Source organism: Caballeronia sp. AZ1_KS37 (genome assembly GCF_023631165.1).
Classification (GTDB): Bacteria; Pseudomonadota; Gammaproteobacteria; order Burkholderiales; family Burkholderiaceae; genus Caballeronia; species Caballeronia zhejiangensis.
On the sequence record NZ_JALQDP010000006.1, the window covers coordinates 77,437 to 99,386 of the forward strand.

Consider the following 21,950-nt stretch of genomic DNA (forward strand, 5'->3'; position numbering starts at 1 on the left):
TCAGTTTTTGCACCCTTGTAACTTCAGTCGTTCGCGAGTTTCACACTGCGATCAGTCGGCGCTATCACCGCTGTACCTACGCCTTTTATGGTGACGACAAGCAGCACAAGACTTGGGGTGACGTGGAATGGACCAGTCCGCGCAAGCCTTCATTGTGGAAAAGAGGGGATTCCTATCTTGACGACGACCAGTACGATCCAATGGATAAATCGGCTGCAACAGATGACCGGATCGGCACCATTGAAATCGTGGCCGGCCGTACCAAGTCGTCGCCGAGTTTTGCGGTCCGCAAGACATTCAAGATTGCGCCTGCGTGTGACAACGGCGACGGTACGGTGCCGGTACGGTCTGGGAGTGCGCCTAAGGGGTTCGCGAAGGCATGCATTGGATTCAGCGGAATTGATCACGAGGGCGCATACAACCCGAAACCCCAACCGCAAACACAACGGCGTGGCGGGCGATTGGGTGTTGGGCCATGTCAGCCAGGGCAACATGACATCATCGGCGCAAACGCCCGAAGCGCTGCGCACCGCCTTGCGCGCCCGTTATTTCGCCGACTACGCCGAGCACTGGCAGTCGTTCATGAACAGCCTGCGCTGTGATTCGGCGACGACGTTGCCCGCAGCCATCAGCCAACTGAAGCTGATCGCCGATGCCCGTCAGTCGCCCCTGATCGCGTTGATGAAGGCGCTCGACTATCAGGGCGGGGCAGGCGCACAGCGCGACTCGCTCTCGGATACGCTGGTGAACAAGGCGCAGAACATCCTCGGCAAGAAGGACGACGCCCCGCAAGCCGCCAAACCCGATCCGGCGGGACCCTTGGGCTCAACGTTCGGTCCGGTGCTGCGCCTCGTTGCGCAATCGAACGCAAACGTTAGCGCAAGTGCCCGTAGCGACCTGAGCCTGGAACGCTTCACCGAACGCATCACGAGCCTGCGCCTGAAGCTGCAACAGATCAGCGACAGCCCCGACTCCGACGAGCAGGCGCGACAGGTGGCGCAGTCGCTCCTTCTCGGCAAGGGTTCGGATCTGGCCGACACGCTCGCCTACGCGCAACTGATCGCTGCGAGTCTCGGCGAGCAATGGGCTGGCATGGGCGCGGAGTTATTCGTGCGCCCCGTGTCGCAAGCGACGCAAACCGTGCTCGAACCGGCACAGGCCAGTCTGAACGATGCGTGGAACGACACCATCGTCGCAAACTGGAACCGCTCGTTCGCGGGACGCTATCCGTTCGCGAGTACCGTCAACGACGCCTCGCTGCCGGAACTCGCGCGTTTTCTGCGTCCGCAAGGCGGGCTCATCGACACGTTCCTCGCCACGCAACTCGCGGGCGTGATCCAGTTACAGGGCGACCAATGGGTGCCGGTGCCAGCCGCCACCGGTACAAGCAGCGCCGCACGCGCCGTCGATCCGGCGTTCCTGAAGGCGATCAATACGCTGCAACGCATCGCGGCCCATCTGCTCGCTCAGGGCGAGCCGTCGTACCGGTTCGAACTGAAGCCAGTGCCGACCCCGGGCATCACCGATACGCTGCTCACGATCGACGCGCAAAAGCTGCATTACTACAACCAGATGGAAACGTGGAGCGGCATGGCGTGGCCGACGAGCGACCCGCAAAGCGCCGGCACGCGTCTGGAGTGGCAAACCGAAACGGCGGGCACCAACAAGCGCTTCGAATTTGCCGGTCGCTGGGCGTTCGTTCGAATGCTGGAGCGCGCGCATGTCGAGCCGATCGACACGGCGACGTATCAGGTGACGTGGCAGGCGAAGGCGCAATTCGAGGACACGCGCACCAAGTTTGCGAAGACGAACGAAGCAATCGATCAGGACGCGCTCAACGCGCACGGCCCATCTGCACCGGCGCCCGCCGACATGGCGTATCCGCTCACCTACATGCTGCGCACGGATGTGGGCAAGGGGCCGCTGGAGCTGCTGGATCTGCGCGGCTTCACGTTGCCCACGCGCATCTTCGTGAAGCGCGAGACGGCCGGGCGCAATACGAAGACCGATGGCCCGCCGCCGCTGCCCAAGGCCGCGATCGAGGCGGCCAAGCAAGCTGAAACGCCGTTACCCAATGGCCGAGGAACGCTATAAATTCGAGCGTCCGGACCTTGCTCCGGTGGCCCCACGCTGATTCGCCGATACGCTTGGCAAAAGCGGTCAATCCACACATTGATTTCTTATGTTCACCCATCTACTCAACGCGCTGTTCGGCGCACGCAAGCCGTCCGATCGCGCGATCGAAGCGCTGCCGCAATGGGACGACTGGCTCCTGCCGATTCGCGCCGATGCGCCCGTCGGTGACTACCCCGGTTACGACGACGATTTTCTCGCCATCAAGGATGAAGTCGCCAAGCTCTCGAATGTCGATGACGCGCTGATCATCGACGCGGCTGAGTGGCTCATCAAGTCCCGCGCGAAGGATGTGCGGTTCGCGGTGTATTACGTCTATGGCCGTCTGCGCCGCGAGGGCGCGGAAGGCCTCGCCGCCGGTTTCGAAATGCTCGCGGCGCTGGTCGAGCGTTTCGACGACACGCTCTTGCCCGCGCGCGCCGGTTCGCGTCGTGCGGCGTTCGAATGGCTGTGCGGCAGCACCTTCGCCGATCGGCTCGATGCCGTGCAGGGATTCAACGGGCCGCTGCTCGAACGCGCGCTGTCGGCGCTGGCGTTGATCACCGACCGCATCGAGTCGTGGCCGGAAGATGCGCGTCCGGTGCTCGCGCCTTTGTTCGGGCGTTTCGAAGGTCGCATTGAGTCACCATCCGAGAACGATGCGACATCGACGTCGTCGAATACGGCGAGCGAGCGGAGCGCGCCGACACGGCGCTGCATCTGCTCGGCGCACTCGATGCAGACATCGAACGTTTCCAGATCAACCGCTGGGAGCCGGCACTGGCGTTCGAAGCGAAACACCATCTGCTGCGCATTCCCAAGAGCCGTTTCAACCGCAAGGATGCCCACAAAGTGATGTCGTCGGCGCATCGACAGCCTCACTGCCGATCTGACCACAATCGACGCGCCCGCGCGGTGGCGCTGACTTAAGAAGAACAAGGAAATCACCACGATGTCGTCCCCGACCAAGGACAACGAAATCCTGCGCTATTACGAAGCGGAAATGCGTTATCTGCGCGAGGCAGGCAAGGAATTCGCCCGGGCGTTTCCCGATCGCGCACGAGAACTCGATATCGACCGCATCGGCGAGCGCGATCCGCACGTCGAACGCCTGTTCGAAGGCTTCGCGTTCCTGATGGGCCGCTTGCGTCACAAGCTCGACGATGAACTGCCGGAACTCACCGAAGGCTTGGTCAGCATGCTTTGGCCGCACTATCTTCGGATGATCCCTTCGTTGTCGATTTTGGAGCTCACTCCAAACGCGGGCGCGATGCAAAAGCACGAAGTCGTCGAAGCTGGGCTCGAAGCGACATCCGATCCGATCGCCACCGGCCTGAACGGGACCGACGAGGCGCAAATCGAATGCGTCTATCGCACCACGCAGCCGGTCGATCTATATCCGCTGACGCTTTCAGAAGCCGGCGCCTATGCGCGTGAGGATGGCCGCTCGGTCATTCGCTTTCGTTTCGCGATCCAGCCGCAAACGCAGCGCGACCGCCTGCGCGTGCCACGGCTGCGCTTCTACCTGAACGCGGACCGCCCGGTGGCGCACGCGCTATATGCGGCGTTGACCGCGAAACCGATCGCCTTGCAGTTTCGCGTGCCAGGGTTCCCGGAAGAGCGTCCGGGCATGCCCCAATCGATGGAAGGCTTGCGCCTTGCACCAGCGGGCTTCGCCACCGACGAGCGCCTGTGGCCGAAGGCCGATAACGCGTTTGGCGGCTATCAACTGCTGCTCGAATACTTCACGTTCCCCGAGAAGTTCATGTTCGTCGATTTGCTGGGGCTCGACATGGCGGCGATCCCGAAGTCGGCATTCTCGTTCGATGTCGAAGTGGTGCTGGACAAACCCTATCCCGACGACATGCGCTTCACCGAAGAGAACGTTCGGCTGTACTGCACGCCGGTCATCAACCTGTTTCCAATTGCGGCCGACCCCGTTACGGTCACGCAATTCGACACGGAATACCGCGTACGGGCGCGCGAGCAGTATGGGTCGCTCGTCGACATCTATTCAGTCGATACCGTCGAAGGCTTCGAGAAGGGCCGGCGCTTCGAATATGCGCCGTTCGCGGCGTTCAAGCATCGCGGCGGGATGCTTCGGCACGAGCTTCCGGAGCGCTATTTCCACACGCGCATGCGGCGCGGCCCCTCCGGTCGCTTCGATACGTGGCTCGTATTGGGCGGCCAGGCTTGGGAGAAAGCGCAGACGTTGCCGAAGGAGACGCTTTCGGTGACGGTGACGGGCACCAACGGCATGCTGCCGCGCAAGGCGCTGCGCGAGGCGGGTATCACGCGCATGCGTGGCGGTTTTACGAACGTGGGCGCGGTGCGCAACCTGACTGCGCCGACATTGCCGGTGTATCCGCCAACAGGCGATCGCTTCCAGTGGCGAGTGCTGTCGCATCTCGCGCCGAATTACCTCTCGCTGCTCAACGCGGAAATTCTGCGTGGCTCGCTCGGGCTCTATGACTGGACCGAGGGCGAACTCAATCGCCGGCGTATCGATGCGATCACGGACGTGCGCCATCGTCCGCTACGAAAGCTCGTCAAGGGTGGACTGATGCGCGGGGTCGAAGTGAGCGTGACACTCGACAGCACGCGCTTCGCGGGCGACGGAGATCTGGACATGTTCGGCGGCATGCTGAATCGCTTCCTTGCGCTCTACGCGACGCTGAATCTCTATACGAAGCTGGTCGTCATCTCCCAGCCGTCGGGCGCGCGCATCGAGTGGCCGGAGACGAAGGGCGAAGGAGCGCCGTTTTGAACGCGCCGGAGAAGGTATTTGGCGCAATGAATCCTGGGGCCGAGCGAACGCTGCTGCAAACGCTGCTCGATGAAGCGGCACGGATGAACTTCTATCGTTTTTGCGAGCTGATCGAGCTGGCCGCACCCGATGCCGCACCCATCGGTACGACCGATTCACCGATGACCGAGCCGGTGCGGTTCCGTTCGCGTGGACGGCTTGGTTTTCCGAGCCGTGAGATCGATAGCGTCGAATATGACGACGACCACCCTGATGCACCGCCGACCGTACGCACGACCTTCCTTGGCCTTTACGGCGTGGACGCACGTATGCCGTCTTACTTCGTCGACGAGGTGGCGCAGAACCGCGATGGCGCCGAGCCGCTCTCGGCGTTTCTGGATCTATTCCACCACCGCATTCTGACGCAGCACTATCGCGTGTGGCGCAAGTATCGCTATCCGGTCGGCTATCGTGAGGGCGGCAGCGATGCGGTGTCGCGGTGTCTTTTGAGCTTCGCCGGGCTGGGATTCAGCGCGAAGCCGCATGCGGTCCCATCAAGAATCGATCCGCGCAAGCTGATGTCGATGCTGGGCATCACCGCGCAGAAGACACGCACGGCGGAAGGGCTCGCTGGCGTGCTGCAGCACGCGGTGCCGGACGCGTCGATTGCGGTCGAGGAGTTCCATCCGGTCTGGCGCGAGGTCAACGACTATGAACCGGCGGCCCTCGGCGAGCAGTGTCTGCTGGGGCGCGGGTTCTACGATCGCTCGAACGCGGTACGCGTGATCATCACGCCGGATACACGCGAGACGGTGCTCGATCTGACGCCAGGCGGGCATGCGCATCGGGAGGTGATGGCGCTGTTGCGCTTCTATCTGGGCTACGAGGCCGAGGCGCATCTGGAGATGCACGTTCGGCCCGAATTGATGCCCGATCCGGTGCTGAAGCCGAAGCAAACCAGTCTGGGATTGACGACGCAACTGTTCGACCGCTCGGCCCCGACGGACGAGCCTGCGCGCACTACGCGCGTGCATCTGGGGCGCTGGGATGGCGCAGCCGAATAAATCAAGCAGGGCAGGACCGACCATGCATCACTACAACTCGAATGCTTCCATTACGGGCCGCCTGATGCGAAGCGCAACGACCGCACTCGCCACGGCCAGTCTGCTCTCGATCGCCGGCTGCGGCGCGTGGCAGGCCACGAAGGACAGCACGGTAAGCGCAGCCGAGTGGCTCTTCACCACGCAAGTCAAGTCGATGAACGTGGAACTGAACGGTCGCGCCGCGTTGAACGAGAACGCGACCGGCCAGCCGCTTTCGACGGTGGTGCGGTTCTATCAGCTCAAGGATTCGAAGACCTTCGCGCAACTCGAATACGTCCAGTTGCAGAACGCCGATCTCGAACTGCTCAAGACGGATCTCGTCGCCACCAAGGACGTCGTGCTGCGCCCGGGCGCGAGCGCGAGCGTTGCCGAGCCGATGCAGAAGGACGCCGAGCACGTTGGCGTAGTGGCGTTCTTCCGCTCGCCGAGCAGCAACGGCGTGTGGAAGCTGTTGATTCCGAAGAAGCAGTGGAAGGACACCGATCCGGTGAGAATCAGTGTGCAGAGCAATCTGCTCGTGCTCGAAGGTGCGGATCCGAAAGCCGTGAAACGCGATGCGCCGCAGCAGTCCGTATCGAACGCCGGGGCGGCTGCCGCGTCGGCGGCGTCGAGTGTCTCGGGAGCCGCCGCCGCGAGCAAAGCGGCGGCGCAGAGCGTCAACACGGCAACCGACGCGCTCACAAGCGCCAAGGCGAGCGCAAGTTCGATCTCGACGAGCGCCGGCGGGTTGCTTTCGAAATGACAACTTTCGGAGCGCCTCTCGGAAGAGTGATCCTTAACTCGCCAACTGCATGCTCAGGCAGACGAATTCGGCTGGCCCGCTGTAGCCCGCTACGCGCGAGCATTGCAACTTCATGAAGTGAGCGATGCCGGCGCTGATTCTGAGCGATGTCGAGCCGCTGTCGAAACGTGAGCCTGATCGCATTACCGTATAACCTGATTTCGTTGCCTTGCCTGGTGAGTTTGGGCCAACCGAAACTGAGAAATGGCTTCCAACCGAGATATGGAAGTCATGAAGCAGAGCCGATTCACGGAAGAACTGATGGTCACGATGCTGCGCGAGACAAACAAGGCGTCGGTCGTAGGTGGCTGAGAAACCCGCTGTGTCCGCAATGCTCGCAGACGACACATTCGCTGTCGCGCAGGCAGTGTCCGTCGCGTTCGGTTTCAGGGGTCGCAATCAGCCTGGTCAGTCAGGCTTTTCGCATCAACGTCGTCCTCGACTTCCAAACCCCAAGTCGCATTTCCACTCCTTCACGACCAACGCAGACATCGCGCCTTCCCCCACGCGTGCGAAAATCTCCTCCACACCCACCATCTTCGCTTCAAGCACGCCAAAGGACCCGTCCATGGACATTCCCCACGTTCTGCAAGCCGTCGCGCATCAGGAGCACACGCTCGTGTTCCCGCAATTTCACTCGGAACACGCGTGGCAAATCGGTTCGCAATTGCGCGAGATGGCGCTGGCGCGCGATGCGGCCATCGTCATCGATGTGCGTACCTTCGGGCGCCAGCTTTTCTACGCAGCGCTCGACAACACCACACCCGACAACGCGCGCTGGGTCGAGCGCAAGTCGCGCACCGTCGAGCATTTCCGCCGCAGTTCGTATGCGATCGGCCTCACGCTGCAACAGGCCGGCACGACGCTCGCGGACAAGTACACGCTCGATCCCAAAGCGTTCGCGACGCACGGCGGCGCATTCCCGCTGCGCGTGCAGGGCGCGGGCGTGATCGGTTCCGTCGCGGTGTCGGGACTTCCGCAGCGCGACGACCATCAGCTTGTGGTCGAAGCACTATGCGCCGTGCTCGGCCAGAACTTCGGCGACCTGTCTCTCGGACGCGACTAAAAGAGAGCCCCGACGCCGATGCGCTCAACCGCTTATGTGCTTCTCGCCATCGCGATCGTCGCTGAAGTCATCGCGACTTCCGCGCTGCGCGCCTCCGATGGCTTCACGCGCGCGCTGCCCGCTGCGATCGTCGTAGCCGGATACGGGTTGTCGTTCTATCTGCTGTCGCTGACGCTGCGCGCGTTGCCGGTCGGCATCGTGTATGCGGTGTGGTCGGGCGCGGGCATCGTGCTCATCACGCTCGTCGCAGCGCTGCTCTTCAAACAGACGCCCGATCTGCCCGCGATGCTCGGCATGGGTCTCATCGTCGCCGGCGTGGTCGTGCTCAACGCCTTCTCGAAGATGAGCGCGCATTGATGCGCTTTACTTGCAACGCACGATCATCGAACGGTTCTTGACGTTCGCGGAGACCACGTTGCTGATGCCGCCGCCGGTCGGGCCGCCTTCCTCGTTGTCCTTCGACACGATGTCGTAACCGGTCGCGCCGCATTTCTTGCCGGCGAGCACGTAGCAGCTCGCCCAGCTCGATCCGGCGTCGGCGCCGCTGCAGTTGACCGCGTAGCCGGTCTGTCCATCGGGCAGATTGATGAGCGATGCTTCGTTCGACGACGCGCACGCGCCGAGAGCCGAGATCGCGACGACAGCGCCGAGCGTCGCGACGCGTGCGGAGATACGGCGCAAGCGCCGACCGGATTCCTTCATCTTTACCTCGTGAGAGCGAATTGCGATGCGCGCCGCAGTGCCTCGAGCTTCGCGGCGAGGGCGCGTTTTTTGAGAGACGCATTGTCCCATACGCGCCTTACGCGACACGTAAGCGGTTGTTAGCGCAACCCGCGCGGGCGCGATGCTTGCGATCAAACCGTGAGAGCGCCCGTATGCGCGTCAAGCCGCCCGATGAACTATTTTCCGGATCGCGCGCCTTATTCATCTGGCGTTTCGGTTGAAATTGCCGCCGATATCGGCGAAAACCGGCGCATGCGCGGCCAATTGAACGGAGGCAAAACCATGGCAGAACGAGTCACGGGGCCATATCGTGGGTATTACATCAGCGCTTCGGCGCGGCTCGTGCAGTCGCACGGCGAAAACGACGGTGAAGCGCCGATCTATGTCGGCTCGGTGAGCCTCGCGCGCGGCGGCCCGGACGATGTCCATCGTTTCGAAGCGCTCGTCGATCTCGGTCCCGAGCGGCGCTTCGCAACCGAAGACGAGGCGCTCGCACACGTCGAGCAGGCCGCGCGCGAATACATCGACCGCTTGCTGCAATCGACGTAATGCGCCCCGTTCATCTTCGACATACCGTGCTGTACGACGTCGCGAACAGCCTGATCGATCTGTTTCCGAGCGGCGCGGACGTCGCGGAAATCGGCGCGGAGCCGACGCCGGCGCTTTTCGTGAGCTGGCGCACGGGCGGCGTCGCGAATCATCCGGGCAATGTCGCGTGGGGCGTGCATTACCGATTCGACGCGCAAGTGTTGCGCGACTATCCGCATCTGTCGCTGGATGCGCGTCAACGCGTGTGCGACCGCGTGCGCGAAATGAGCCGGCTGCTCGACTTCAACTATGCCGATCCGCTTGCAAGCTCGCTGCTCGTCGTCGATGTCGACGAATCCGTGCTTGCGGCATGAGCGGCGCGGCGCTGGACCGCGCGGCGCGAGCGCGAGTACCATAGTCGCCGAATCGATTCGTGCGATCGTTCGCGGCGCCGCGAGCGGACCCGCATCGAACGCAGCGATAGAAGTGATTTCAGCGCTTGAACGTCTTCAGCAACGAGACAATCATGAATATCCGATTCCTTCCGGACGCGCCCGATTACCGCGATTCCAACCTGACCGTCGAGTTCGCCGCAATCGTAGATGGCCGGCGCGTGCCGTGCGCCATTTCGGTCGAAGCGCTCGAAGATCACTTCGGCGCGCAGACCTATGACAGCGCCGGCTGGATCGACGCATTCGATGCGGGCCGCACGCGCATCGAAGCGGTCGCGCGGGAGCATCTGCGCGTGACCAACGGCATGCCCGTGCTCCTGAAAAGCGGACACTTTCCGCCGGGGCGCGTCACCGTCTGACGCACCTTCGTTCATCTCTTACACGGCGCGATGTAAGACCTGCATCGCGCCGCCTCTTTATTCGCGCGGGACACGCCGCGCCTCCTTCCGCGTGATCGCGCAACGGAGTACCATCCATCTATTCGCCGCACGCGATGCGATTCGCTCGGCACATTACTTGCTCAACGCCATGCGCTTGGGCGGTCAAATATAAAAATCGCGCGGGGTCGTCATGCTTCAATCCTTTCTTCACTCACTTGTCGAGTCCAATGCGCTATGGCTCATCTGGGCAGCCGTTGGTGTGCTGATTCTTGCGCTGTGCATCGTGTTCGCGTCGGTCGTGCTGCGCGACTCGGACGAGCCGCTTTATCGCGCGGCTTCGCGACGGGACGACGACGGCAAGATGACCGTCTGAGCGCGCGCCCGCGCGTCGCAATTTGACTTCGAAAGAGGCGGTGCCGACAATGCCTCGCATGGGTTCGCAAGAGCGCCGCACGGAGCAAAGACGCGAGCAGCGCGAGGCGCTGCGCGAGCGCATACTCGAGGTCTCGCGCGAGATCGTGAAGCGCGAAGGCTTTGCATCGCTATCGATGAGAAAGCTGGCCGAGGCGATCGATTATTCGCCCGCCGCGCTCTATCTTCACTTCAAGAGCCGTGGCGATATCGCGCGGGCGTTGCGCGTGGAAGGGCACGCGAGTCTGCGCGACGCGTTCCTCGCCCATACATCGATTGCAGATCCGGCCGCGCGCCTGAACGCGATGGGCCGCGCGTATGTCGAATTCGGGCTGGCCGAGCCCGAGACGTATCGGCTGATGTTCATGGAGCACACGGATTCCGCGCAGGCAGTCGCCGAGGCCCAGCGTAAAGGCGACGATCACGCGGCGGAGCAAGGCGCGGCGACGCTTTCGCTGATCGCGGACGCGTTCGCCGAATTGCGTGCCGCCGACCGGCTGCCCGCGCACGCCGCGCCGCTCGCGTGCGCGGAAGGCCTGTGGGCGAATCTGCATGGCATCGTCGCGCTGAAGCTGACCGGCGCGGCGCTGCCCGAGACGCCGGCCACGACGCTCGTCGAGTTGTCGCTCGACGCGTGGTTCGCGCCGGCCAACCGAACCGAACCTCGATTCGTCTCAGCGAATCGACCCGACACTTCAACACGATGACCACCGAAGACATCCGTATCGACACCGCCAACGGCATCGGCTTCATTGCGCTCGATCGTCCGAAGGCACTCAACGCGTTGACCCCGCCGATGCTGCGCGCGATCAGCGAGGCTTTGCGCGCGTGGCGCCACGATCAGGCGATCCGCGCCGTCATCGTCTATAGCCCGCACGTGCGCGCGTTTTGCGCGGGCGGCGATATCCGCTTTCTGTACGAGTCCGCGCAGGCGGGCGACCGGGCGGCGATCGACGCGTTCTTCACCGACGAATACAAGCTCAATCACGCGATCTTCACGTTCCCGAAGCCGTATGTCGCGGTCGTGAACGGCGTCGTGATGGGCGGCGGCATGGGCATCTCGCAGGGCGCGCATCACACGGGCGGCCTGCGCGTCGTCACGCAATCGACGAAGATGGCGATGCCCGAGACGCGCATCGGTCTCTTTCCCGATGTCGGCGTGAGCTGGTTCCTCGCGCGCGCGCCCGGGGCGATCGGCCGTTATCTCGCGGCGACGGGCGCGAGCCTTTCCGCCGCGGACGCGCTGTACGCCCGCATGGCGGACGCTTATCTCGACGACGGCGCGCTGCCGGGCCTCATCGAATCGCTCAGGCATCAGCGTTTTCTCGATGGCGTCGAGATCGTGCGCTTCGTGCAGAACGAAACGACGAAGTACAAGGTCGCGCCGATTCCCGAGAAGGGCGAACTGGCCGCCGCGCGCACGATGATCGACAAGCACTTCGCGGCGGGCAACGGCGCGTCGATCCTCGCGTCGCTCGAACGCGAGGCGGACATCGGCAACGACTGGGCGAAACGCACGGCCGCCGAGCTGCGCGAGCGCTCGCCGCTGTCCGTCGATGTAGCGTTGCAGCAGGTCGATCGCGCGAAATTCTCGACGATGGCCGAGACGCTGCGCCGCGATCTCGATCTGACGCGCACGATGTTCGAGCGCGGCGATGTGCTGGAAGGCATCCGCGCGCGCATCGTGGACAAGGACAACGAGCCGCGCTGGAAGATCGCGCGCGCCGAGGATGTGAACGCCGCCGATGTCGATCGCATGTTCGAAAGCGCGTGGACGCCCGCGGCGCATCCGCTGCGGCTGTTGAAGGACTGACGCTGTGAAAAGCGGCCCGCGCGGGCCGCTTTCGTTTCCGGCGGCGGGTCAGTGCGGCTCGTGACCCGCCATGAACGCGCGCATGAAGACGAGCGCGCCCCAGCCCCAGATCGCATTGGCGATGAAGTTCGGCGCGAGACGCGGCAGCATGTTGCCGCTCGGCCAGATGCCGCGGGCCGGATCGATGACGAATACGCCGACGGCCGTCAGCACGATGCCGCCGAACACGAGTGCGCCGATCCAGGGCGCGCTGCGCTCGGGCGCGACGCGCAGCAGCCACGCCATCAGCACGCCGAAGATCGAACTCCACAGCGCATTCGCGATGAATTCCGGGATGCCGAGCGGAACAAACGGTGCGGTGGAAAAGCCGGCCGGATCGACGAGACCCGCTGCGTGCAACAGCGCCAGGGTCGATTCGCGAAAAAAGAGTGCGGCGAGAAAACCGGAAACGAACGGCAGAATGACTTTTTGCATTGGCTAGACCGCTTGGAGCATGAGCACGCGGTAGGCTCCGATTATCGTGACGAGCGCCATTATAGTGGCGTCGCGCGTGCTTCCAGCGCGGGTTCGGGGCCGTTGCGGGTTATTTCGCGATCGCGTCGCTCGCGGGGCTGTGATGCAGCATGCGATCGCTGTTCTGCGGCGGATTCGGGCGCTTCACCGGCATGTTGTCGGGATTGTCGGGGCGGGTGGCGCTCGCGGACGGCGCGCCGGGTGCGCCCGGCGGCTTGACCATTGAGGCACTCTCGTCGGGGCGCGCGGTCTGGGCTTGGGTCGCGAAGGTCGTGGCGAGGAGAAGGGCGGCTGTTGCGAGGTGATGTCGGGACATGATGAGTCTCCGCCAAGGGGAGACTTTCGATGTGCACGGCGCGTGCCCGAGGGCCGTCCGAATCAGAAGCCGCAAAGCAAAAAGCCCAGTCATTCGACTGGGCTTTTTGCATGAATTCTCGGTGGGGTGGCTGATGGGACTCGAACCCACGACGACAGGAATCACAATCCTGGACTCTACCAACTGAGCTACAGCCACCACTGTTACCGCGATCTCGACTGCTTCAAAACCGCTGCAGCAATCAAGAAGCGAGATTATACGAACAATGATTGCGCTTGCCTAGTCCCTTTTAGCATCTTTTTCCGACGGCCACGCATCATGCATCGAGCGCTTCCACCGCCTCGCGTAGGTGAGCCCGCGCTTCATCGAAAATCGTCAGATCGCCCTTCGCGAGACGGCGATTGTCGGACAGTACGCGACGCCATCCGCGCGCGCCGGCCACGCCGCGATACAGCCCGAGCGCATGCCGCGTCACCGCGCCGAGATACGTGCCGCGCGTCAGTTCGCCGCGTGCATAGTCGATGAGTCCCGCCTCGATTTCTTCGCGCGACGGAACCGGCGTATTCGCACCGTAAAAGCGCGTGTCGACGCCGGCGAGCACGTACGGATTGTGATAAGCCTCGCGCCCGAGCATCACGCCGTCGACGTGCTTGAGATGCTCCTCGACTTCATCGAGCGTCTTGATGCCGCCGTTGATCGAAATCTCAAGTTGCGGAAAGTCGCGCTTCAACCGATACGCATATTCGTACTTGAGCGGCGGAATCTCGCGATTCTCCTTCGGGCTCAAGCCTTTGAGGATCGCGTTGCGCGCGTGCACGATGAACACTTCGCAGCCGGCATCGGCGATCGTGCCGACGAAATCGCGCACGAACTCATATTCCTCGACGGTGTCGACGCCGATGCGATGCTTGACCGTTACCGGAATCGACACCGCGTCGCGCATCGCTTTCACGCAATCCGCGACGAGCTGCGGCTCCTTCATCAGACAAGCGCCGAACGCGCCGCGCTGCACGCGCTCGGAAGGGCAGCCGCAATTCAGGTTGATCTCGTCGTAGCCCCATTGCTCGCCGAGCTTCGCGCTTTTCGCGAGATCGGCCGGCTCGCTGCCGCCGAGCTGCAGCGCAACGGGCGCTTCGGCGGGTGTGAACGCGAGATGCCGCGCGACATCGCCGTAGAGCAGCGCGCCCGTCGTCACCATCTCCGTGTAGAGCCACGTATGACGCGATACCAGCCGATGCAGGGACCGGCAATGGCGGTCGGTCCAATCCATCATAGGTGCGACGGAGACGCGGCGGGGACTGATCTTCGATACGGCTGACATGGGCGACGGCGGCCGCACCTTCATGCGAACCGCTTGAATTTCAAGGGGAATCCGCGATTTTACCGCAGCGCGGCAGTTTGTTCGCGCCGGCTGACCGTTTCGCCCGCGCAAACGTCAGCCGCCTTCGTCCAACAATGCTAGGATTTCGAGATCACCCCAACGACGGCATCGGAGGCAGACATGGCTACTTTGGCGATCGACGGTGTGCGCTGGGTCAACGACCGCGTGACCAGCGTGCGCTGGGGCAGTTTCGATCCGGCCACGAACGACTGGGCCGCGCCCACCACCATCGTGGATGTCCAGCAGGTCGTGGACGCCATCAAGAGCGGCAAGGAAGTCCGCACGCTCTTCAAACTCGGCGGCCGCGCCTTCCTCGGCCCGAAAGTCAGCGCGCTGCCTTACACGAACGGACACATCGGCATCGAAGCGCGCGTGCAGGACGGTCAGATCGAGAAATCGCTCGAAGACTTGCCCGCCGTCTGACGATGCCGTTGATGCAGTCGAGCGCTCGCGGAGAAGCCCGTTGAACCGGCAACAGGCGCTCCGGTTCGAAACCGAATTCATGCCGCGCATCGTGGAACGTGTGACGCGCGTCGTCGATCACGGCGTGCGCGTCGACATTCTCGGCTACGAGAGCCCGGCCGTGCCGACGCGTCTGCATGTCAGCGCCGAACGTGCACCGCGACAGGGCGATGAACATCGGCGCGTTTATCCGTATCCGCTGAACGTATTTCTGACCTGGGACGACGACGAGATCGAACGGCTGATGGGCGCGGGCGGCGAGGCTCGATTCCTGCGTTATCTCGACGCCATCGGCGCGAAGCTCGACGCGTGGCAGGGCGCGCGCGAGGTCGATCTCGCGACGCGCTCGCAGGCGGAACCGTCGGTGCTCTTCGGCGGTCTCGATTTCGAAGCCTGAAGGCGGCCGGCTGCCGCCCGTTAGCGCCCGTTCAGCCGACGCATCGCATCGCCGGTCGATACGCGTCTCGCGCGGCCGGCAGGGCGCATCAACTTGAACGAGGAGGTCGGTATGGCATCGTCGAATGAAGGCGATCTGCGCGCATTCGTGCAGACCGCGGAGCAGGCGGGCGGTTTCGTCTGGGTCATCACGCTCGTCGATTTCGCGGCGCGCGAGGTCAAGCGCGCGCTGGTTTCCGAAGAGAATTTCTCCACCGCCGACGCCGCCCGCGACGCCGGCAACGATCGCCTGAAAGGCATGTCGAACGACCGCTGACGAAGCGTTCAGGCGCGCGGCCCGCTCACTTCGTCGCGATCACCATCGACTCCGCGCCGACGAGCGGTTCGACGCGCGCCGTCGCGAATCCCGCTTGCCGCATCCACGCGCAGCATTGCGCGCCGGTGTAGTCGAAGCCGCCGGGCGTTTCGATCAGCATGTTGAGGCTCATCAGAAGCCCGAAGGCATTCTGACGGCGCTCATCGTCGATGATCGCGTCGTACACGATCAACGCGCCGCCCGCCGGCAACGCCGCATGACACTTCGCGAGCAGTTCGAGCTTCTGCGGCAGATCCCAGTCGTGCAGGATGTGCCCCATCACGAGCACATCCGCCGACGGGCACGGCTCCTTGAAGAAATCGCCGGGATAAAAGCGCAGCCGGTCTTGGAGTCCGTGCGCGGCGACGTACGCGTCGAAGACCGGACCCACCACCGGCAGATCGAAGCCGCCGCCCGTCAGATGCGGATGCGCAAGCGCCACCTGCACCGGCAACGCGCCCTGCGCCGCGCCGATATCGATGAACGTGCGGTACTCGCTCCACGGGAACTGTCGCGCGATCGCGTGCGCCGCGCCCATGCTGACGCCGCTCATCGCCTGGAGAAAGCCGCGCAGACGTGCCGGGTCGCTATAGAGCGTCTCGAAGACGTTGCCACCGTGCTTCGATTCGTTCTGCGGCAGGCCGGTGCGCAGCGCCTCCGTGAGCGAACCCCAGAACGGATAGAGGCGCGCGTTCGCCATTTCCAGCAATCCGCCGACATATGAAGGCTTGTTGCGATCCAGGAAGAAATCGGCGTCGTCGGCGTTCGCGTAGAAGCCGCCCTCGCGCGAGAGCAGGTTGAGCGCGACGAGCGTATCGAGGAAATCCAGCGCGCCGCGCGGATGCAGTGCCAGCGCCTGCACGAGATCGTCGGCCGTTCGCGGGCCGGTCGCCAGTTGCGTGAACACACCGAGTTCGACCGCCGAAAGCAGCGTCTTCGACGCCCAGAACGCCATCCCCATTTGCAGCAGCCGCTCGGGATTGGGCTGTGCGCCGCGTTGCGCGTCTTGCATGATGCGCCTCCTGTCGGGAAGGAACTGCGTAACTCTAGGAGGCGATCGCGTTCGCTTCAAGGCGCATCTGTGGGGCGCCTCACTCAGACAAAAAACTCGTTCGACGATATCGAACGAGTGCGCCGGCCGCGTCGTACGGAAAAGGGCGCACGCCCGACCATAATGCCTTCACACCCTGCAACGTTCACAAGGAGAACGTCATGAAACGCTTCGAAGGCAAGACAGTTCTGATCACTGGCGGCAACAGCGGCATCGGTCTCGCGGCAGCGCAGGCATTTGCTGCGGAAGGCGCGCGCGTCGTCATCACCGGCCGCGATGAAAGCGCGCTCGCGACGGCACGCGAGTCGCTCGGCGCGAACGCCATCGCGATCCGCAACGTGGCGGGCACGGTAAGCGCTGCGCGCGAACTGGCGCAAGCATTGACCGATGCGAACATCCGGCTCGATGCGATCTTCGTGAACGCGGGCGTCGCCACCTTCGGGCCGTTCACGGACATCGACGAAAAAGCGTGGGACGAAACCTTCGCGATCAACGTGAAAGGACCGTACTTCCAGATCCAGTCGCTCGTGCCCTTGCTGAACGAAGGCGCGTCGATCGTGCTGAACGGTTCGATCAACGCGCATATCGGCATGCCGATGTCATCGGTCTATGCGTCGAGCAAGGCGGCGCTCGTGTCGCTCGCAAAGACGCTGTCGGCGGAATTGCTGCCGCGCGGCGCGCGCGTGAACGTCGTGAGTCCCGGTCCGGTCTCGACGCCGCTCCACGACAAGCTCGGCCTCATCGATGAAGCCGCCGCGCAGCTTCAAAGCCAGATTCCGCTCGGCCGCTTCGGCAAGTCGAGCGAAGTGGCGGCGACGGTGCTGCATTTGGCGTCGCCGGAATCGGGTTTCATCGTCGGCACGGAGATCATCATCGACGGCGGCATGAGCCAGCTTTGAGCCGATGGCCGAGTTGCACCCTCAACGCATCTCGGGCTGCAACTCGCCCCAGTTGACGAGAATCTGCTGGATGCTGCGCGCGTAGGCGTCGCGATGTTTGGGCGATTCGGAGTGATACGCGCCGATCGCGCGCCATGTGTTGCCGTGCTTCACCATCTTCTGCTTGAGCAGCCAGGCGGCGACGAACACGTTGACGCACGGATCGGCGAGCGCGCGATGCGGAATGCCCTGACGCGCGAGATCGGGAAAATGGATCGAGTTGATCTGCAGTTGGCCGATATCGATCGAGCCGTTGGCGTTGCGGTTGAGCGCGGCGGCGTCGCCTTTCGATTCGCGCCAGGCGACCGCGCGCAGCACAAGCGGATTGACGCCCTGATAGGCGCCGGCCTGTTCGAAGCAATCGTCGGCGTGAGCGGCGCGCGGCGCGAGCGACGCGGCGAGCAGCGCGCAGGCGGCCAGCGCCGCGCAAATCGGACGGAACATGGAACGTGGCTCCTTCGATTACGGCGCGAGCGCGATGTCGATGCGACGCTCGACGTCTTTCATATACGTGCGCGACTCGTCCGACACCACGAGACGCGGCTCGGGTCCGTTGCATTTGCAATCGGCGACGCGGCGCGTTTTCTTCGCTTTCTTGCTCGCGGATTTGGCAGGCGCATCGTCTTCTTCGCCGCTGGAAGGCGGAAGCATCGCGAGCGTCGGCAGCGGCGGATAGACCTTCTGCGCGGCAGGTCCGAGCGCCGCGAGCGTTTGCACGGACGCGGGCGCGCTCACGTCGAACGGACCGGCGGCGGCGTGCATCGAAAACAGCGCAGTCGCGAGGATGAGAAATGGGCGCATCGCGTCAGCCTCCCTGCGTCGGCTTGATGGACACGCTGTACGGCTGGCGCGCGCCGGCGGTCAGGTTTTCGAGACTGAGCTTGACCGCATGTCGCGCGGGAATGCCTTTCCAGATCGCCTGATTGAGATAGGGAAAGTCCTGCGCGAGCGCGGTGACGAGAATGGTCGTCGGCTGCTTTTGAGCGGCGGCGAGCGCGCCCGCTTTGGCGAGGATCGCCGTGAGTTGCGGGTCGCGGGCGCCGAGCGCGTCAGCGGGAATCTCGAAGCGGATGATCTCGGCGGAAGCCGCCGGTTTTTCGATCTGAGCCGTATTGGCGGCCGGCATCGGCGCGCAGCCGGTCACGGCGAGCGCGACGGCGATGGCAAAAAGTAACGCTGCCCACTTCACTGGCATCTCCTGATTGGGTCATGGCGATATGCGAGTTGTCGGCGCGCACGGGCGCGACTTGATAGCCGCGCGCAAACGTTTCGCCAAATAGGAAGACTTGACTCAGAATTTGCCGATTCGGGGAATCAGATCGCGCGGACGTCGGTAATAGATGCCGCGACCTTGCCGTTGTGACGCTTCGATTAGATGCGCCACCACGCGCCGATGCTCGGTTCGGCATCGAGGGCGCGGAGAAAATCTTCGGCGAAGGCGTCGGCGGTGAGTTGCCGCTCGGGCGTGCCGTCGGGGAAATCGTGCGGATTCTTCAGGCCGCGCGCGTGGCGGAGGACGGCAACCGTTTCGGTCAGGGCGGAGAGGGCGTCGAGCGTGTGCGAGTTCATACCGCGGATTACGGCAGGCGCGGCGAAGGCTTGAGCCTTTCCGTCATAAAACCTTCACGCCTTCGGCTTGCGATGCCCGGAAACGAGCGCGCCGGCGTCCTTCGCGAGCCCGAACAGATCGACGACGCCGACGAGCCCCACGAACCCGACGATCAGAAACGCGACGCTGAAATCCTCCGGTCCGATGGAATGGGCATCGTGGCCGTGGATCCATTCGCCGATGCGCAGCGCGATTGCGCCGGCCGCCACGCCGATGCCCATCGTCATCTGGAAGAGCGTGCTCGATAGCGCCGACGCGCCGCTCATCTGCGCTTTCGGCACGTCGGCGAAGGACAGCGTGTTGAGCGCCGTAAACTGCAGCGAACGCGACAGGCCGCTCGCGAACAGCACGGCGACGATCACGAACGTGGGCGTCGAGGGCGTCAGCAGGCTCATCGCGGCAAGCGAGAGCGCGGCGAGCACGCCGTTTACGATCAGCACCGGCCGGAAGCCGAACCGACGCATCACGGGCGTCGTGACGAGCTTCATCGACAGATTGCCCGCGAACACCGCGAGCGTGAGCAGGCCCGAATCGAACGCGTTCATGCCGAAGCCGACCTGGAACATCAGCGGCAGCAGGAACGGCGCGGCGCTGATCGCGATCCGAAAGAGCGAGCCGCCGCCCATCGCCACGGCAAAGGTCTTCACCTTCAGCGCCGACAGATCCACGACCGGATGCGCCGCGCGCCGCAGATGCCGCCACGACGCGATGCCCGCGACGACGCCTACCGCCACCAGCGCGCCGACGAAGCGCCAGTCCACGTCGCTGCGTCCGATCAGTTCCATCGCGTAGAGCAGCGTCGTGCACGCGATGCCGCACAGCGCGAAGCCCGGCAAGTCGAAGCGCCGCGTCGCATCCTCGCGTTCGTTGCCGATGTAGCGCAGCGTCAGCAGCAAGCCGATCAGCCCGAGGGGCACGTTGAGATAGAAGATCCAGCGCCACGAAGAATACGTCGTGATGAAGCCGCCGAGCGGCGGGCCGATCACCGGCGCGACGAGACCCGGCCACGTGATGATCGCGATGGCGCGCATCAGGCCCTCCTTGGGCGTCGCGCGCAAGACGGCCAGGCGCCCGACGGGCACCATCATCGCGCCGCCGATGCCCTGCAACACGCGCGCGGCGGCGAACGCGGGCAAGGTCGAGGTCGTCGCGCACAGCACGGACGCGGCCGTGAACACCGCGATCGCGCTCGCGAACACGGTGCGCAGGCCGAAGCGGTCGGCGGCCCAGCCGGAAATCGGGATGAACACGGCGAGCGTCAGCAGATACGCCGTGATGCCGAGGCTCATGTCGGCGGGATGCACGTTGAACGAGCGCGCCATCTGCGGCAAGGCGGTGGCGATGATCGTGCCGTCGAGGTTCTCCATGAAGAAGGTCGCCGCGACGAGCATGACGATGAGCGACGAGCCTTTTGTCTCGCGATCGCGTGCTAACGGCATCGGTTGCGTGCTCCTGCCTGACGGGTTGGAAGCTTGCCATTCTAGCCGCGAGAGCAGAGCTTTCGCGCCTATGGTAGGTTTTGCGATTGCCGGAAAATCAGCCAGGCAGCCTGTCCGACAAAGCGCCTACGGTCTCCCCACAGCGCGCAAACAACTCGTCAACAAGAGGAATGAGCAATGAAGTTTCGGAAACTCGGCGATTCGGGTATCGACGTCAGCCTGATCGGGCTCGGCACCATGACCTGGGGCGAGCAGAACACCGAAAGCGAAGCGCACGAGCAGATCGATTACGCGCTCGCCCAAGGCGTGAATCTCATCGACGCCGCCGAGATGTATCCGGTGCCGCCGCGCCCCGAGACGCAGGGCCGCACGGAGGAATACATCGGTACGTGGCTCGCGAAGCATCCGGCGAAGCGCGCCGATATCGTCCTTGCGACGAAAATCGCCGGGCCCGCGCGCCAGCCGCACAATCCGCGGCATATCCGCGGCGCGGGCAACCAGTTCGATCGCAAGAATCTGAACGAAGCCATCGACGGCAGCCTGAAGCGCCTGCAAACGGATTACGTCGATCTGTATCAGCTGCATTGGCCCGATCGCAGCACGATGACGTTCGGCCGATCCAGCTATCCCTATATCGACGATGAATACACGGTGCCGATCGAGGAAACGCTCGCGGCGCTCGCCGATCTCGTGAAGGCGGGCAAGATCCGTCATGTGGGCGTGTCGAACGAAACGCCGTGGGGTGTCGCGCAATTCCTGCGCGCGGCCGAAACGGCGGGGCTGCCGAAAATCGTCAGCATTCAGAATCCGTACAGCCTCGTGAATCGCACTTACGAGCTCGGGCTGTCGGAGTTCACGCACAAGGAAGGCGTCGGGCTGCTCGCGTATTCGCCGCTCGCGTTCGGCTGGCTGTCGGGCAAGTACGAGGGCGGGGCGCGTCCGGCGGGCGCGCGCATCACGCTGTTCGAGCGTTTCCAGCGCTACAGCAAGCCGCAGGCGATCGCGGCGATCACGTCGTACGTCGAACTGGCGAAACGCCACGGACTCACGCCGACGCAACTCGCGCTCGCGTACGTCAACACGCGCCCGTTCACGACGAGTACGCTGATCGGCGCGACGTCGATGCCGCAGTTGAAGGAGAACATCGGTAGCGTGAACATCGAACTGTCGGACGAAATCCTGGCCGGAATCGACGCGCTGCACGAGCGTCAGCCGAATCCGGCGCCCTGATTTCCTTCGCCGGCTCAAGCATTTGGCGAAGAATTGCATGCCTTTGCCGCGAATGTGTCAGCATTGACGTTCGCGTGCCCGTCGTTTATCGCTCTGTAATACCGGCCTAATTTTTGGCCCGTACTCTGCCGTAACGCCGCCCGAA

26 protein-coding genes, 1 tRNA gene and 2 pseudogenes are annotated in these 21,950 nt (G+C 63.8%); 18 read left to right on the top strand and 11 right to left on the bottom strand.

Annotation, left to right across the window (positions count from 1 at the left end):
* Positions 1–438: 438 nt before the first annotated feature.
* The 7 genes and pseudogenes from NCS00_RS06540 to NCS00_RS06570 form a co-directional block, all read left to right on the top strand.
* Positions 439–2,094: pseudogene (locus NCS00_RS06540) on the top strand (type VI secretion IcmF C-terminal domain-containing protein); the annotation flags it as partial.
* A gap of 88 nt (positions 2,095–2,182) precedes the next feature.
* Positions 2,183–2,791 (top strand): annotated as a pseudogene (locus tag NCS00_RS33660) (type VI secretion system protein TssA); the annotation flags it as partial.
* A gap of 273 nt (positions 2,792–3,064) precedes the next feature.
* Positions 3,065–4,879 (top strand): type VI secretion system baseplate subunit TssF, encoded by a 1,815-nt coding sequence (gene tssF / locus NCS00_RS06550; protein ID WP_175980011.1) that lies wholly within the window; start codon positions 3,065–3,067, stop codon positions 4,877–4,879.
* A 26-nt stretch (positions 4,880–4,905) separates the two neighbouring features.
* Complete coding sequence (tssG, locus tag NCS00_RS06555) at positions 4,906–5,922, top strand: type VI secretion system baseplate subunit TssG (protein ID WP_250439687.1); 1,017 nt, start codon at positions 4,906–4,908, stop codon at positions 5,920–5,922.
* 22 nt (positions 5,923–5,944) lie between these two features.
* A complete protein-coding gene (tssJ, locus tag NCS00_RS06560) occupies positions 5,945–6,703 on the top strand; it encodes a type VI secretion system lipoprotein TssJ (RefSeq protein WP_372492521.1) in 759 nt (252 codons plus the stop codon).
* Positions 6,704–7,310: 607 nt separating this feature from the next.
* Positions 7,311–7,808, top strand: a complete 498-nt coding sequence (locus tag NCS00_RS06565) for a heme-degrading domain-containing protein (protein WP_250439651.1) — start codon at positions 7,311–7,313, stop codon at positions 7,806–7,808.
* 18 nt (positions 7,809–7,826) lie between these two features.
* Positions 7,827–8,165 (top strand): DMT family transporter, encoded by a 339-nt coding sequence (locus tag NCS00_RS06570; RefSeq protein ID WP_008349954.1) that lies wholly within the window; start codon positions 7,827–7,829, stop codon positions 8,163–8,165.
* Between the two features lie 6 nt (positions 8,166–8,171).
* On the opposite strand, the gene NCS00_RS06575 is transcribed toward NCS00_RS06570, so the two are convergent.
* Positions 8,172–8,510, bottom strand: a complete 339-nt coding sequence (locus NCS00_RS06575; protein WP_008349952.1) for a hypothetical protein — start codon at positions 8,508–8,510, stop codon at positions 8,172–8,174.
* Positions 8,511–8,813: 303 nt separating this feature from the next.
* On the opposite strand from NCS00_RS06575, the gene NCS00_RS06580 reads away from it, so the two are divergent.
* From NCS00_RS06580 to NCS00_RS06605, 6 genes are all read left to right on the top strand, one after another.
* Complete coding sequence (locus tag NCS00_RS06580; RefSeq protein WP_033535792.1) at positions 8,814–9,080, top strand: hypothetical protein; 267 nt, start codon at positions 8,814–8,816, stop codon at positions 9,078–9,080.
* Entirely contained in the window at positions 9,080–9,433 is a 354-nt protein-coding gene (locus NCS00_RS06585; protein WP_008349948.1) for a hypothetical protein, read from the top strand. Before NCS00_RS06580 ends, NCS00_RS06585 begins: the two co-directional genes overlap by 1 nt.
* Before the next feature lie 152 nt (positions 9,434–9,585).
* Positions 9,586–9,870, top strand: coding sequence for a DUF1488 family protein (locus NCS00_RS06590; RefSeq protein ID WP_008349946.1), 285 nt, complete (start codon positions 9,586–9,588; stop codon positions 9,868–9,870).
* A gap of 211 nt (positions 9,871–10,081) precedes the next feature.
* Positions 10,082–10,264: a hypothetical protein gene (locus NCS00_RS06595; protein WP_008349944.1), complete on the top strand. Its 183-nt coding sequence runs from the start codon at positions 10,082–10,084 to the stop codon at positions 10,262–10,264.
* Positions 10,265–10,313: 49 nt separating this feature from the next.
* Positions 10,314–11,009 carry a TetR/AcrR family transcriptional regulator gene (locus NCS00_RS06600; protein WP_244808041.1) on the top strand — a complete coding sequence of 232 codons (696 nt, stop codon included), beginning with the start codon at positions 10,314–10,316 and terminating at the stop codon, positions 11,007–11,009.
* Positions 11,006–12,115 (top strand): enoyl-CoA hydratase/isomerase family protein, encoded by a 1,110-nt coding sequence (locus NCS00_RS06605; protein WP_250439653.1) that lies wholly within the window; start codon positions 11,006–11,008, stop codon positions 12,113–12,115. Before NCS00_RS06600 ends, NCS00_RS06605 begins: the two co-directional genes overlap by 4 nt.
* 48 nt (positions 12,116–12,163) lie before the next feature.
* Here NCS00_RS06605 and NCS00_RS06610 read toward each other — a convergent pair whose 3' ends face one another.
* The 4 genes from NCS00_RS06610 to dusA all read right to left on the bottom strand — a co-directional run bounded on the left by NCS00_RS06610 (position 12,164) and on the right by dusA (position 14,265).
* Entirely contained in the window at positions 12,164–12,589 is a 426-nt protein-coding gene (locus tag NCS00_RS06610; RefSeq protein ID WP_008349938.1) for a hypothetical protein, read from the bottom strand.
* A gap of 109 nt (positions 12,590–12,698) precedes the next feature.
* Positions 12,699–12,944, bottom strand: a complete 246-nt coding sequence (locus NCS00_RS06615) for a hypothetical protein (protein ID WP_033535750.1) — start codon at positions 12,942–12,944, stop codon at positions 12,699–12,701.
* Between the two features lie 122 nt (positions 12,945–13,066).
* Positions 13,067–13,142: transfer RNA gene (locus NCS00_RS06620), tRNA-His, on the bottom strand.
* A 118-nt stretch (positions 13,143–13,260) separates the two neighbouring features.
* A complete protein-coding gene (dusA, locus tag NCS00_RS06625; RefSeq protein WP_244808042.1) occupies positions 13,261–14,265 on the bottom strand; it encodes a tRNA dihydrouridine(20/20a) synthase DusA in 1,005 nt (334 codons plus the stop codon).
* A gap of 180 nt (positions 14,266–14,445) precedes the next feature.
* Between dusA and NCS00_RS06630 the strand changes: the two genes are divergently transcribed.
* From NCS00_RS06630 to NCS00_RS06640, 3 genes are all read left to right on the top strand, one after another.
* Positions 14,446–14,748, top strand: coding sequence for a hypothetical protein (locus NCS00_RS06630; RefSeq protein WP_008349936.1), 303 nt, complete (start codon positions 14,446–14,448; stop codon positions 14,746–14,748).
* A gap of 40 nt (positions 14,749–14,788) precedes the next feature.
* On the top strand, positions 14,789–15,184 hold the full coding sequence (locus NCS00_RS06635; protein WP_008349935.1) for a DUF5594 family protein: 396 nt from the start codon (positions 14,789–14,791) through the stop codon (positions 15,182–15,184).
* A gap of 111 nt (positions 15,185–15,295) precedes the next feature.
* Entirely contained in the window at positions 15,296–15,499 is a 204-nt protein-coding gene (locus NCS00_RS06640) for a hypothetical protein (RefSeq protein WP_008349934.1), read from the top strand.
* Positions 15,500–15,524: 25 nt separating this feature from the next.
* On the opposite strand, the gene NCS00_RS06645 is transcribed toward NCS00_RS06640, so the two are convergent.
* Complete coding sequence (locus NCS00_RS06645) at positions 15,525–16,550, bottom strand: methyltransferase (protein ID WP_008349933.1); 1,026 nt, start codon at positions 16,548–16,550, stop codon at positions 15,525–15,527.
* 200 nt (positions 16,551–16,750) lie between these two features.
* Here NCS00_RS06645 and NCS00_RS06650 point away from each other — a divergent pair, with 200 nt between their 5' ends.
* Positions 16,751–17,488 carry an SDR family oxidoreductase gene (locus tag NCS00_RS06650; RefSeq protein ID WP_175980087.1) on the top strand — a complete coding sequence of 246 codons (738 nt, stop codon included), beginning with the start codon at positions 16,751–16,753 and terminating at the stop codon, positions 17,486–17,488.
* A gap of 21 nt (positions 17,489–17,509) precedes the next feature.
* Here NCS00_RS06650 and NCS00_RS06655 read toward each other — a convergent pair whose 3' ends face one another.
* The 5 genes from NCS00_RS06655 to NCS00_RS06675 form a co-directional block, all read right to left on the bottom strand.
* Positions 17,510–17,971 carry a lytic transglycosylase domain-containing protein gene (locus NCS00_RS06655; protein WP_250439654.1) on the bottom strand — a complete coding sequence of 154 codons (462 nt, stop codon included), beginning with the start codon at positions 17,969–17,971 and terminating at the stop codon, positions 17,510–17,512.
* A gap of 18 nt (positions 17,972–17,989) precedes the next feature.
* Positions 17,990–18,328, bottom strand: a complete 339-nt coding sequence (locus NCS00_RS06660; protein WP_175980088.1) for a hypothetical protein — start codon at positions 18,326–18,328, stop codon at positions 17,990–17,992.
* A 4-nt stretch (positions 18,329–18,332) separates the two neighbouring features.
* Positions 18,333–18,722: a hypothetical protein gene (locus NCS00_RS06665; RefSeq protein WP_175980089.1), complete on the bottom strand. Its 390-nt coding sequence runs from the start codon at positions 18,720–18,722 to the stop codon at positions 18,333–18,335.
* A 176-nt stretch (positions 18,723–18,898) separates the two neighbouring features.
* Complete coding sequence (locus NCS00_RS06670; protein WP_008349923.1) at positions 18,899–19,096, bottom strand: hypothetical protein; 198 nt, start codon at positions 19,094–19,096, stop codon at positions 18,899–18,901.
* A gap of 54 nt (positions 19,097–19,150) precedes the next feature.
* Positions 19,151–20,575: an MFS transporter gene (locus tag NCS00_RS06675; RefSeq protein WP_008349921.1), complete on the bottom strand. Its 1,425-nt coding sequence runs from the start codon at positions 20,573–20,575 to the stop codon at positions 19,151–19,153.
* 177 nt (positions 20,576–20,752) lie between these two features.
* Here NCS00_RS06675 and NCS00_RS06680 point away from each other — a divergent pair, with 177 nt between their 5' ends.
* Positions 20,753–21,805, top strand: coding sequence for an NADP(H)-dependent aldo-keto reductase (locus NCS00_RS06680; RefSeq protein WP_250439656.1), 1,053 nt, complete (start codon positions 20,753–20,755; stop codon positions 21,803–21,805).
* Positions 21,806–21,950 lie beyond the last annotated feature (145 nt).